The 14,069-nt window shown below is 35.1% G+C and carries 9 protein-coding genes and 1 pseudogene; 4 read left to right on the forward strand and 6 right to left on the reverse strand.

What is annotated here, in order from left to right; translation table 11 throughout:
* A complete protein-coding gene (locus V1503_RS06870; RefSeq protein WP_410625800.1) occupies positions 1–1,257 on the forward strand; it encodes an MDR family MFS transporter in 1,257 nt (418 codons plus the stop codon).
* Between the two features lie 290 nt (positions 1,258–1,547).
* Here V1503_RS06870 and V1503_RS06875 read toward each other — a convergent pair whose 3' ends face one another.
* Both V1503_RS06875 and V1503_RS06880 read right to left on the reverse strand, forming a co-directional pair.
* Positions 1,548–5,132, reverse strand: coding sequence for a DUF8508 domain-containing protein (locus tag V1503_RS06875; protein WP_410625802.1), 3,585 nt, complete (start codon positions 5,130–5,132; stop codon positions 1,548–1,550).
* Positions 5,133–5,471: 339 nt separating this feature from the next.
* Positions 5,472–6,233 carry an aminoglycoside adenylyltransferase domain-containing protein gene (locus tag V1503_RS06880; protein WP_410625804.1) on the reverse strand — a complete coding sequence of 254 codons (762 nt, stop codon included), beginning with the start codon at positions 6,231–6,233 and terminating at the stop codon, positions 5,472–5,474.
* 289 nt (positions 6,234–6,522) lie between these two features.
* Here V1503_RS06880 and V1503_RS06885 point away from each other — a divergent pair.
* Positions 6,523–7,271 (forward strand): annotated as a pseudogene (locus V1503_RS06885) (nucleotidyltransferase domain-containing protein).
* Positions 7,272–7,592: 321 nt separating this feature from the next.
* Here the strand turns inward: V1503_RS06885 and bluB are convergent.
* Together bluB and V1503_RS06895 are read right to left on the reverse strand one after the other, a co-directional pair.
* Positions 7,593–8,255, reverse strand: a complete 663-nt coding sequence (bluB, locus tag V1503_RS06890; protein ID WP_410625806.1) for a 5,6-dimethylbenzimidazole synthase — start codon at positions 8,253–8,255, stop codon at positions 7,593–7,595.
* A 594-nt stretch (positions 8,256–8,849) separates the two neighbouring features.
* Positions 8,850–9,071, reverse strand: coding sequence for a YdbC family protein (locus V1503_RS06895; protein WP_320258265.1), 222 nt, complete (start codon positions 9,069–9,071; stop codon positions 8,850–8,852).
* A 267-nt stretch (positions 9,072–9,338) separates the two neighbouring features.
* On the opposite strand from V1503_RS06895, the gene V1503_RS06900 reads away from it, so the two are divergent.
* The gene (locus V1503_RS06900; protein ID WP_410625809.1) at positions 9,339–9,758 is read left to right on the forward strand and encodes a hypothetical protein; all 420 of its coding nucleotides are present in this window, start codon (positions 9,339–9,341) and stop codon (positions 9,756–9,758) included.
* A gap of 169 nt (positions 9,759–9,927) precedes the next feature.
* On the opposite strand, the gene V1503_RS06905 is transcribed toward V1503_RS06900, so the two are convergent.
* Together V1503_RS06905 and V1503_RS06910 are read right to left on the reverse strand one after the other, a co-directional pair.
* Positions 9,928–10,254: a nucleoside triphosphate pyrophosphohydrolase gene (locus V1503_RS06905; protein WP_410625811.1), complete on the reverse strand. Its 327-nt coding sequence runs from the start codon at positions 10,252–10,254 to the stop codon at positions 9,928–9,930.
* A gap of 184 nt (positions 10,255–10,438) precedes the next feature.
* A complete protein-coding gene (locus tag V1503_RS06910) occupies positions 10,439–12,226 on the reverse strand; it encodes a S9 family peptidase (RefSeq protein WP_410625813.1) in 1,788 nt (595 codons plus the stop codon).
* Between the two features lie 389 nt (positions 12,227–12,615).
* Here V1503_RS06910 and V1503_RS06915 point away from each other — a divergent pair, with 389 nt between their 5' ends.
* Entirely contained in the window at positions 12,616–13,788 is a 1,173-nt protein-coding gene (locus V1503_RS06915; RefSeq protein WP_410625815.1) for an oxalate decarboxylase family bicupin, read from the forward strand.
* Positions 13,789–14,069: the final 281 nt, after the last annotated feature.

The raw sequence follows: 14,069 nt of genomic DNA on the forward strand, positions 1-14,069 counted from the left end.
ATGTTGAAAGAGTTACATCCCAATATTCGTATTAGAATATATACGTCGTTTTTGAGTCGCGTGATCGCTTCAATGATTTTCCCATTTATGGCAATCTATTATACGAGAGAGTTAAACGCTACTTATGCAGGATTCTTTATATTAACTCAAGTCGTTATTCAATTTATCTCTAGTTTATATGGAGGCTATTTTGCTGATACAATTGGTAGAAAAAAAATGATGGTCATTGGTGAATGTTTGAAAGTATTCGCTTTTCTAGGTATGATCACAGTAAATTCCCCCATTTTCACATCACCCTGGGCTACATTTTTAATGGTCATTATTATGGGTGTGGCTTCAGGTCTTATAAATCCAGCAGCTGAAGCGATGCTGATCGATGTAAGTACGAAAGAAACTCGTACTTTAATGTATTCGATCAACTACTGGGCTGTCAATTTATCAATAATGCTCGGATTACTGGTTGGTGGTTGGCTTTTTATAACTCATTTTTTCGAGCTACTAATAATCTTATTTATCATCTCTATCATCACTTTAACGATGACAATTACTCTTATTAAAGAAACATATACTTCAAAAAAACCAGTAGAAGCGTTGAAACCATACGGAATAAAACCACTACTGCTAAGCTATCAAACTGTGATAAAAGATATACCATTTGTCTTATTTACCATTGGTGGGATAGCAATATTATCACTAGAGCACCAAAGAAACAATTTTATAGCAGTAAGGTTAGAAGGGGAAATTATTCCAACAGTTGTGTCTCTATTTGGAAATATACAGTTTTCCTTAGATGGAGTAAAGCTCTTAAGTTTATTATTCGTGGGGAATACGTTAATCATTGTATTGTTTACTTCATTTGTTTCAAAATTAATAAAAAATAAAGCAGAACAGCCCATAATGTATATCGGGTGCCTATTATTTGGTGCAGGATACGCGATTCTAGCCTTTTCAAATGATGTGTTATTGTTGTTTATTGCAATAATTATATTGTCCATCGGTGAACTATTGTTTGTTCCAACTAGACAATCGATTCTAGCAGACATTGTAGATGATACTCGTCGAGGTGCTTATATGGCATTTAATGGATTTATTTTTCAAATTGGCAAAATGTTCGGGGCACTCGGTATCATTGTTGGACAACAAATCGGTGGAATTGGAATGAGCTTTTTATACATATTATTTGCTTTTATCGGAATAGCATTCGCGAGATTAGGAATTGTTAGAAAGCATGAAACAACGAATGAACATGCTTCATAAACAGCCGATTAATGCTAGTAATCGTTATTATATTGTTTGAAATGAAACGGGACGATAAATGTCTCGTACGATGAATTGTTCCTCAAAAAATGTTTGATTGTTGCTTTTCGTTCTTTGATATAAGCACGGCTGCATTTAGCATTCATGGTGCCTTTTCTACATTTACAAATTTAGCTCTTACAACTACAATTTTCATTTTTAGTAAAATCAACAACATTGTTTACAAAATGAGCCTTACAAAAAGAGGATGACTCAAGGTCATCCTCTTAACAGTTATATTATTTATCTAACTACAGTTTCTTTAAAATTTTCTCTAATTCATTTTCTACTTTATCTACATACTTAGAGAACTTGGACATTCCATGCTTATTTACTTCTGTTACCATTTTAGCTAAGTCACGCTCGATATGATCAGCAGACGTTTCAACATGCTTCACTGTCTTTTTATCAGTAACATCAGCTAAAATAACTTCAGTAATTGTAGCCTTCACATCAGTTGCACTAACTTCCTCAGCTAAGACCAATTCAGCTAGAATTTGAGCTAACTCCTCAGCAGATAAGCTGCCATCTTTAAAGTCAACAACTAAGCTGTTTAATTCTTCGATTGGATCAACAGCAAATCCTATTTGAACTAATATAGGGTCATGATCACTCGCTGCACCTGACGCTTCTGTAAAGTCTGTATTAATGTTAACAATGTCTACTTCAGTATTAGCTGCTACATTGTTTGATACTAAAATGTGGTCTAACACTTGTGAGTTACCTTCATAAATATATGTGTAACGTTCTTCCTTAGGTAACTCTTCAATCATGTTTGTTAATACGTCACCTTCTAGCGTACGTAATGGAGCTGAGAATTCAAAATCGTTCATGTCTCCAAGTACTACAAAGTTTGCATCTGGATTTACTGCTAATGCACCATCAATGAAGTCGTTTAATACTTGTGATTTGTCAACACGACTAGGCTCACTACCTAAAACAACAGGTTGTTCACTACCATATAACGCTCCGTCACCACGTTTTGAATTTAAGTGATTCGCTATAACAACGACTCTTTCACCGTTGAACTCAAATTCAGCTGCAAGTGATTTACGAGAGTTACTAAATGCTTCATTTGTAGGGTCGATGCGTCCAGGGTTCATTGTTAAGCCATTTTCATCGTATCCTACAGCAGTTGTTGCATCACCGGCTGGTTTATCAACTAGACTTACACGCTCTGGGTTATAAATATATCCCACACGGATATTACCACCTGGTTGTCCACCATCCATCTTGTCTTCTGGTGCGATATCTGTGTACTTATAAGTCGGTCCACCAGCTGCTTCAATTGCTGCAATTAACGCTTCATATGTTAAACTAGCGTCAGTTGTACCGCTATCAGTTGGTCCATCATTGTCTTGTACTTCTATTAATCCTACAATGTCAGGAGTTTTTAAGTTTTCAATAATTGAATGAGCTATTTTGTCTATTTTCTCTTGATCAGTTTCAGCAGAGAAGTTTTCGACATTGTATGAAGCTACTGTTAATTTATCTTCTGCTTTTTCAATGTTCGTAATTTCTCTTTCTAGTCCACCGTCAATTACTTCTGGTAGATCTTCAGTTAATACTAGCTTAAAGTTACTGTAATCATAGCTTAGAACACCAGTTATTGGTCCATCAAATTGATCACCTGTTTTGAGATCCATATCTTTGCCAAGCTTCACTAACAAACGCTCTGGATTGAAGTCTTCTGGTGAAATGATTACACCACCAGCTTCAGATCGATATGAGTCAACTGCACTGTCTACTACAACTGGAACTTCTTCGTATTTAGGATGTCCGACAACTGTCGCACCATCTAATACGATACGCATTCCTTCTAAGCTTTCGTAGAAATCAATGCCATCTTCTTCAGGGTCAAATTCAGCAAATGCATCATTATCAATCACCTTGGTCGGTTGGATACGGTCATCTCCGATTACAACAGGTGCTGGTAATGGTTGATTAGATGCTTCAACTGTTACTGTAGATCCTTTAATTTCTGTCGTTAATAAATCTTTTGCGTCATTGTAACCACGCGGTTTAAACTCTTCTACCTCACCTGTAATAGATACAAGGTCGCCGACTTTCACACCAGAATTTTTGAAGTAGACATAGATTCCTTCTGATGTACGAATGTCGTCATCAGCTTCTACTGACTCCATGAAGAAACCATTTGATCCATCTAAGTGTGTAACGATACCTTTTACATTTTTAACAATTTCCCCATCATATAAGGAAACATGTCCTACACCTTGAATATCATGAATATTAAGGGAATCAAGCGGTAAAATTGCTTGGTAATCGAACACAGCAACATCACTTGTTTCTCCGTCTTTAACAACGACCGCTTTAATTGTTACATCTTCTATAACTTCTATAGCCTCACTATATACTTCACTTGCAGTTGATGGATCTGTGCCGTCTACTGTGTAGTAGATGACTCCACCTTCTACTAAAGTTGTTAATTCAACTGTTGATCCGATTTCAATTGTACCAGATGCTGGGTTTGCAAATACCGAGAAGATATCTTCAACCACATCTATTGCAGATCGTGGTGTAAGCTTATATTCACTAAAATTATAATCAATTACTCCAGTGATATAATCATACGTTTTACCTACTTCTAGTAGACTACGATCTTGTGGACGTAGTTTGAACTCACCATTTACATCTACACCAGTGAAGTTTCCATTACTATCTACTTCAGTAATTGTTACATTTTCAACTTTTACTAATTCAGCTTCAACAGCTTCACCTGTAGTGCTAGTTAAATCAGCTGACGATATAATTTGTGGTGCTGGTACACCTTCATTATTGACGATTACGTCAATAGTATCTACTTCTAATTGAGCCATATCATAATATTGATTCATTGTACCTTCTGCTGAAATACGGTCACCAATATTCGCTGCAATATCACCACGAACGACGATTCCAGCTGAATCATCTTGTACGAAAAGATTTGTCTTTCCACCTGTCACAAACGAAGCAGTGACAACTCCTTCAATTTTCGCTTCACTACCTACTTCAAGTGCGCGTGTATCTGCGATAGGTTGCACTTCAAGTGGTGCTTTTACAGTATATGAGAATGAAGCTACATTACTTGCATCTAATCCTTCTTTTACTGCAATCGCTTGAATCGTTACATCTTCATTGATTGCGATTGGTGCATCATATAATGTGCTTTCTGCCGTTGGTACTGTACCATCAGTTGTATAAAAAATGTCTGCACCATTAGTTGAAGTTGACAATGTAACTTCCGTTCCAGCGTCTACTTCCCCCGAGTTAACAGAAGCCTTAACTTTTGAAGCTTGTGTAACTTCTCCATCAAAGCTTGTCCAAGTAATGTTATCGATAACGATTTGTTTGCCTGTTACATTTACTAACTGAATTTCTACCTCTCCAGCAATATTTAACTCATCTACTGAAAAAGTATGAATATCAGTGTCATCAAATGCTTCTGATAAACCTTTTGATTCACCATTTATAAATAACTCTACTTGTCGGTTACCAATTCCAGTGAAACCTTTCTTTAGATCTACTGAAAAAGAGCTAATACCGTCTGAAATTGGGCTAGAATTAATACTACTATTGTCGCTTGAACGACGTAACATTAATCCATTACCGTCAATTGGATAATCACCTTCATCACGTGAAGCTACATATGACCAAGTCACCCCATCGTTTCCAACAAATGAGTCTGTTCCATAACTTCCTGTTGCATTAGAGTTGTCAAAAGTTTCAACAAAAGTTTCTGCTGCAAACGATTGACTCACAAGTCCAACATTAAATAAGTTGAACACTAATAAAGCCACCAATACGAAGCTTGTTCGCTTTCTAGTAAGCTTAGACACTTGCATTCTCCTCTCTCAACTATGTTCTATTGAATACGTTTACATGGAAAGCAAAAAAATATAGCCAAAGAAGTCTGATGTATGACTTCTTACTTTTGCTTCTATTTCATTATAACAGGATTTATATAGGTATTCAGTATTGTTTTAAATGTAAATGTTGGGATTCATAAAGAGTTAATATTCAAAATCATCCTTCTTTTTTCGCAAGACTATTTTCGTCTACCTATGCAATGAGTCTAAAAATAAGCCTAGGAACATTCTTATAAAAATTAAACGTAAATGTCACCTGATCACGCTCCTAATAAATGTACTGTTTGAAAGCGTTAGATTTCAAGCACCCTACTTAATAGGCATGATGTTTTTTCTTATCTCATGTAACATATAATCTGCAAAGCTTAATAATCTATCGTCTGTAATATTCATTTCTCCTAATTGACCAATATACACTTTTACAGCATCACCGATTATTTTTCGATATCGTTGGGGTAAGTTTTCCTGACCCCAATATCCACCTTCAAGTTTTGAACAAATAACACCTTCTGTTACATAATAAAGTACACGACACAAGTTTAAAGTGAAGTAGACTGCATCATCCACAATTTCATTTTTGGCATTTTTAATATCGTACCAAATAGCATCAATATAAATATCTCTTGGTACGTCTGTAAAAACTTCATCAATTTCTTTTCCATATAAGCACTTACCTCTATGAAAAATAATAGTCAAATGGGCCGCTAATTCAGGATCTGTATACCCTCCGCATATATAATTATTGTCTGATAAGTATCTTTCCTTATGAAAATTTGAATAGTGCAACTCAAACGGTGTTGGATGTACGATTTCATGTGCAAACCTCTCCAGAATGACACTCATTTCCACTCCCTTAGGAGGAACATTTTCTAATTGAATAATGGCATGAATGAGTTCTTTTTTTATAGTAAAATCGATTGGTTGTTTTACGACAACAACAAAATCTATATCACTCGAATCATTATAGCAATTCATCGCCAGTGAACCATGTAAATATATACCTACTAGATTATTATCTAATATACGCTTATATGTATCTATGATTTGATTTAATAGTTTATAGGGCTCCATTTTATACCTCGTCTTAATTTTTAAATGATATATAAAGGCTGTTTCGCATTAATTGTTGCTTTTCATACTATGAGCCAAAAACGTACAAAAATAGAGTTCCTGTTATCTTTCCTTCTGTACAACAATGACTAAGCATGTAAAATCACTATACTTGGTATTAATTGGATAACAATAGCATCAGTTTACTAAAAGAGCTTATATAAATTACCAATTTATATTATATAATTAAATGAAAAAATAGAATATACTTCGGAGGAAAATTATGGATGATCTTAACAACACTGGGAGTATTAATTATGGTGGTGCAGGAACAAGTAGTGAACTTGGCAAAGCCTTAGCTAGTAGATTAAGTCCTATCGAAGCTGCAAGAAAATTTATACACTGTCATTTTCCAAATTGTCATGCAGCTATACTCGCAGGAAGTGTCATAAGAGGTGAGGCGACAGAGACATCTGACTCGATATCGTTATTTTTGACAAACATGTCGATCGTTCATATCGAGAATCACTCATTTATTTAGATTGGCCTATCGAGGTTTTTGTTCATAATTTATCTTCCTATAAGCAATTTTTTAATAGTGATTATAAAAGGGCGAGACCATCTTTACAAAGAATGGTTTCCGAAGGGATTGTCATAAAAGACTCCGACATCATAGGTCTAATTAAACAAGAGGCTAATGAAATATTAAGCAAAGGACCAGAGCAGTGGTCCGAAGAGACTATTACTATGAAACGATATTTCATTACTGATGCCCTTGATGATTTTATTGGCTGCACAGATAGGTTCGAAGCTATCTTTATTGCCAACACGTTGGCTGAACTGGTTCACGAGTTTGTACTAAGAACGACCGGTACGTCCAAATGGATTGTTCGCTCTTTAAATCATTTTGATAAGTCGTTTACGAAGGGATATGTCGAAGCGTTTGATTTGTTCTATCAAACGAATAATAAAGAAAAAATCATTACATTGGTAGAAAGCGTGTTACTGCCCTCTGGAGGACGTCTATTTAGTGGATTTACTTTAGGTAAAAATAAATAAGAGTTTGTCCTTACTATTTTCTAGGTCAATTTCAATAATTTACGGGTCTTTTCACTCCTTTTTCGGGTCAATTTCAATGATTTATGGGTCTTTTCACTCGTTTTTCAGGTCAATTTTATATATTTACGGGTCAACTTGCTATTTATTCAGATCTATCATCTATTATCCATATTAAACAAGCTCTTCCGCTTGCTCACACGTAGCAGCAAGCGGTTTATCTACATATACATCTATTTGTGTTAATGAGAACAAGTTGAACTATGGATGCCGAGCATAGTACGTTACACTATTTCATTTTTAGTTAACTGCAATTCAAGGTAACTAAACTTCTTCACGCAACTCCCCTTTAGCTCCCCATGTTTCATAGTAGATTAACTTTTGTAGATCTTGACGCTTTTCCCAGTTATGGATTTCTAGCAAAGGCGCTTTAGGATAATTATCTGTATAACCAAGTGATAGAAGTGCAACTGGGTCGATATGTGGAGGAATATTTAATATGTCTCTAACATCATTCTTTTTGTAAAAACTTACCCAACCTAGTGCAATTCCTTCGACACAAGAGGCTAACCACATATTTTGGATGGCACAAGAAACAGACATAATATCAGTTTCAGGTATCGAATTTCTCCCGAGTACATGTGAACCACCGCGTGTCGGGTCACATGTAACACAAATCGTGAGTGGCGCTTGCTTTAAACCTTCAACTTTTAAATCTAAAAAGTTGTTCTTCCTCTCCCCTTCATAATGAATGGCCAATGCTTTACGTTCCTTATCCGCCGCCCAAGCTAACTGTTCTTTCACATCATCTGTAGTTATTAAAATGAAATTCCATGGCTGCATAAATCCAACTGATGGACCGCTATGCCCTGCCTGAAGAATTCGTTGAATAGCATCTACTGGTAATGGATCAGATAAAAAGGATCGAATATCTCTTCTTCTGCCGATGACCTTGTAAACAGCATCTCGTTCTTCATTTGAGAACATCACATCACCTTCAATCAAAATATTGTTTGTATACTGCGATTATAGCATGTATAGGTTTAGTTATAGTTTATGAAAGGACGCCTTAAATGTTATTCATGTTTTCCCAAAAAGAGTAAAATAAACAGGCTGTTTTCGCATTAATTGTTTCTTGTCATACTAATAAGTATAAATCAAGCGCTTGGTATCTGTTTAAACGTATAAAACCACCTAATAATAGTTACAAGAAACCCTTTCATAAACAATAATATTTGCTAAATTTAACATCCTCGTCTCCATTATTAAATACGGAATGATTCCTTAATACTCAGTTATGTGACAAAATGTCGCATAACTAAGAGGCTGACACAAAAGTCAGCCTCAAGGAATTTCAACACATTGAAGACCTTATCAAAGCTCTAACTAGTAGTAAGTTTCTCTTACTATAAGACACTTAAGTATAATTGAAGCTCTTAACGTGAACATGCTGATACAAATAAAAGAATGCATGTAATCTCTTCTTCGTTCTTATAGCATAAATAGATATTATGAAGAATACCGCTACATGAAAAATGATTTTAACGATAGACTTGAATAAATCAAAAGAAACGTTGTGACTTACAGCTCCATCGTATTTAACATGTCTCTGAGCTTAATCAATTCATCTTTCGTAACTGTGATACCTTTACCCATTTTTTCGCCATCAGGAGACCACTCTCTAATATCAAATTTCGGCTCTCTATCGTTCCAGCTAATACTTCTAAGCTCTTTTGTCCAACCTTTCGCTGACTCAGAAAGAACTCCAAATCTATCTATTACTTCATATTTTATATTTGCCATATGATCACCTCATTTTTGTATAGTTTGTTTTATATAATAAAATATTATCACATTGACAACAACCCATTGCATCTTCTCAATTAGGAATACATCATCCCTACCTCCTATGTATACAAACAATTCTATATTTTCCACATGGGCTATATAAGAAGCAACTTTTTAAAAAGAGATAAGAAATTTTAATATCTAATAAGTTAACGGAAAATTAGTACAATCACACCATTCATATAATGTAAAATATAGACATGAAGTATAAGGGGGTTATTTGTGAAAAAGCTTTTATCGCTATTTACACTTGTTTTATTTTTAGTAGGATGCAATTCAGGTTTAACTTTTTCAGAAACAACTATGAACCATATTGACAAAGATGTTAGGGAATTTTTCGAATCGGTGGAGAGCGAAAATGGGGTTTATCTTTTTTTTGATGGCGAAAAAGCACTTTATGTGCTTTTAAACGGAAAAAATGTAATACAAGGAGATCCAGCTACTTACTATACGAATTTTAATGTAGAAGCTACTGATGATACAATAAACGTTCGGTTTAACAAAGATGAAACTGACGATTACACTAATAAGACCTTAAATAATCATGTATTGTTTAAGATAAATAAAGATAAGGATTATGAATACATTCGGTTTTTTAGTAATGGCCAAAAAATACCTATCGATGTAGTATCAGGTAACTAATCATGTCTCTCTATTTTAGTCTACTAAGAAGTATTTGAAAGATAAGCAAATGATTTTAATCTGACGTATAATTACCCCGTCCTAATTATAGGGCGGGGTAAACATACTTGTTTCATTTTAGAAACTTGCTTCTACAAGATGATTTGAAATGAAGATGTTTCACATTCACTTAATGATCCTCCACATCAATAAGAAACACTTTATCTTTAAAGCCACCTCTATTTTGGTTCTTTAAATCTCGCCTTTCCTCAACTTTCTCAATGGTTACATGATGAACTTTTGCTAATGCATGTATGAGTTCAAGTACATCAGCTAACTCTTCTATAGCAGATTCATGATCTTTAGCATCAAGATACTCCTGCATTTCTTCTATCAGTTTTTTCTTTAATTCTTCCGTATATTCTTCTTCTGATAAATGTTTTATTCGATATTTCTTTCCTGATTCTTCAATAATTTGAGGTATGTAATCACGAACAAGTTTGTTATACAAGGGCATATGGACACTCCTTTGAACTATGAACCTTTCCCAGTTTATAATCATGAACAAAATATAAATAATGATTGTCTGAAAAAATTGAATGAAACTAAAAGTGAAAATGAAATACTAATTGTACATTTAAAAGGAGCGTCAAAAAGTCAAGTATTGACTAGTTTGACAGCCCCATAGTTATTTAATCACATTACATATATTTTTCAAGGAATGCTGATACAGTTCTATAAACCTTTAACTCATTCTCCAGCTTTGAAAATCCATGTCCCTCGTCTTCTAACACCATATATTCAACATCTCGACCTTTTTCTTGTAGTGCTGCTACGATTTGATCAGATTCTGCTTTTACAACACGTGGGTCGTTCGCTCCCTGAATAACAAGCATTGGTTTGGTCATGTTATCTAAATATGTAATCGGAGAAAATTCAATTAACTTTTCTTTGTCTCTTTCCGGGTTTCCGACCCACTGATCCATACTTGGTTTCCAGAAATCTGGTACAGAATTAATAAACGAAAACAAATCACTAGGACCAAAAATATCAACTACAGCTTTAAAATATTCCGGATGCCTTCCATGTAGCAATAATGACATGTAGCCACCATAGCTTCCACCTATTAGGAAAATCTTATCTCGATCTGCATAGCCATTTTTAATTAGGTATTCTAACCCTTCAATATTATCAAGGCGTGGACCATGTCCCCAATCACCTTCAACCATTTTTGTAAACTTCAACCCATATCCAGTAGAGCCTCGGAAATTAGGTGCAAAAATACTAAATCCTTCATTAATTAAATATTGAAACACACCTCTAAAGAATTTTCGTTCGCCATATTGAGGTCCACCGTGTGGCCAAAAAATAACATGACCATTGCTATGTGCAGCTGTTGCTCTAAAGAAGAGTGCTTCTATTTCGAGTCCATCAAACGACTCATACTTAATTACCTCGGGATCGACTAACTGCTTCTCATCTACACCGAGCACACGATTGTTTGTTAGTTGCTTCCATAAATGTGAGTTACTTTCTTTTTTATAAATATTTGCTGGCTTTGTAGCAGAAGTGCCTAATAAATATAAATGACCACTTTCTGTAACAGTTAACTTTTGAACCTCTCCTACTGGACTCTCAACCTCTTCTAATTTCTTCGAATCTATTTCGTATCGATATAGAAGATCTTCAACACCCTTTTCGCTAACAGCGTACAGTTGTTTATGTTGTTTATCATATTTAATCATTTTGAACCCTGCACCAGGTACTGAAACTAGTTTGTTAAACTCTTTAGTTTCAATATTAAATTTAGCAATATATGAAAAATCCTCACCATAATCAGTTATTAGAAAAATTTCTGTCTCTGAAACATATATAGCATCTGTTACAGTGTGCTGCTCATTCGTTTCTGGTGTTAAGGAAATGATCTCCTCATTTACTTTTACATAGGATAGCTTGTGAGTGTTAGAGAAAAACTTACTAATAATAAAGCTCTCTTCACTAGGGCTAATATCTAGTAAAAATGTAGCCGCGCCTTCCCCATCATGAATGACTTGTTCTTTCCCTGAATCGAGGTGATAGCAATAACTCTTTAGGAAAGTCGGTTCATCTTTTGAAGATGTATAGTATAAACGTTTGCCATCATCTGATAAAATCGGTGAAATGTGACGATGGCCTTCTGAGGTTCTAACTGGCTGTAATTCGCCACCGTGTGGAGGAATCATATAGAGTTGAGCATTTTCATCCCCTTCATGATCAAATGCTACGATTACAAATTTTCCACTCTTATCATACTGAAGTCCATGGCAGCTTTGATCATTAAATGTAAGTGGATATGGAAATTCATTTGGTAAATCCATTGCCCACAAATTAAATTTACCACTAATATTCGTACTGAAAATAAGTTGACTTTCATCACTACTTACAACAAAATCTTGTATTTTATATGCTCGTAAAAATTGTTCTACATCTGGCTTTTTAAATGTTTCCACTCTGTCTTCCCCCTAACTAATAGATTATCATTTAGGCTGTTTTCTCAATAATTGTTGCTTTTCGTTCTTAGATATAGGCACGTATAGTTGGACCTTTGCTACTTTTACAATTACTGAGCTCTCATAAAACTCATCATTCTGTATATTTTTTAATGAAAAAAACAACAAAGTTTTACGAAAAGAGCCATAAGTTATTATGTAATATGCTCACTATTCATATTTTATTTTAAGTGACGACATTGTCACTTTCAAGTGTTTTTTGTTAATTTTCTTAATTTTTTTATTATGTTTATTTTAACTTTTTCAATGGACATATGGATAACATGGAATTCATAAACTATATATCATAAACATCCTACGTTAGGATCACATATCAAGGAGTGTTCATAATGAAAAAACGACATCAGATTCATTCGGAAGATGTGCCTCAGCCAATTAGGGAAGATGGAGCTGGTGCTACTGATCTTGGACCTAGAAACATTTTGAGAGATATAGAGAACCCCGATATGCTCGTCCCTCCTAAGACTGATGCTGGCAGAATACCTAATCTAAAGTTCTCATTTTCTGATACACCAATGAGTCTATATCACGGAGGGTGGGCACGAGAAGTGACTGTTAGAGAACTACCAATTGCAACTACAATCGCAGGTGTCAATATGCGTCTAACCCCAGGTGGCGTACGGGAGTTACACTGGCATAAAGAAGCCGAGTGGGCTTATTTGCTTCTAGGGAAAGCACGGATTACAGCAGTTGATCAGGATGGTAGAAACTTTATTGCAGATGTAGAGGCAGGTGACCTTTGGTATTTTCCACCTGGCATTCCACATTCGATTCAGGGATTGGATGGAGGCTGTGAATTCTTACTCTTATTTGATGATGGAAATTTTACGGAGAGCGATACTTTTATGCTCTCTGACTGGTTTGCTCATACACCAAAAGATATATTGGCAAATAACTTTGGAGTATCTGAAAGTGCTTTTGCTCATATTCCTACCAAGCAACGTTACATGTTTCAAGCACAAGTTCCTAAGCCTATTAACGATCAAGCTATTCAAAGCCCCTATGGAACTGTACCAAAGAGCTTTACACATCGTTTAATGGCACAAGAGCCAATCATAACTTCTGGAGGAACTGTTCGAATCGTTGATTCTACCAATTTTCCTGTTTCAACTACGATTGCAGCAGCTCTAGTTGAAATCAAGCCTGGTGCCATGAGAGAAATGCACTGGCACCCAAACACAGATGAATGGCAATATTATCTTACTGGTAAGGGAAGAATGACAGTATTTGCTGCAGAAGGTACCGCGCGAACCTTTAATTATAGAGCTGGAGATGTTGGTTATGTCCCGTTTGCTTTCGGACATTATATACAAAACATAGGAGAAGAAAGTCTTTGGTTTTTAGAAGTTTTTAAGAGTAACCGCTTTGAAGATATATCTTTAAATCAATGGTTAGCATTAACGCCACATGAGTTAGTGCAAACTAATTTGAATGCAGGGCCAGAGCTAATGAACGCTTTACGACAAGAGAAGTGGCCTGTCGTAAAATATAATAATACGTAAATAATAACTAGGTAAATTGTTATAAATCTCCTCTTTTCCTTCACGATAAAAAATCAATACATTTTGAACAGTAAAGGCTTTGTATGCTCTAGCGCTACACAGTCATTGTAAAAAACGCTTTCTTTTAAGTCATCTCCTGATTGAAATACACAAATAGACCTTTTAATAAATCCAACGCTTTTCGTAAAACACTGATTAATTTCTGGATAAAGACATGATTCTTTGATATGTCCACTGTTTCCAATTAAAACCTTGTTCTATTATAGTGTTTATTACTTCAT

The organism is Nanhaiella sioensis, from assembly GCF_046557775.1.
In the GTDB taxonomy this organism is placed as follows: Bacteria; Bacillota; Bacilli; order Bacillales; family SM2101; genus Nanhaiella; species Nanhaiella sioensis.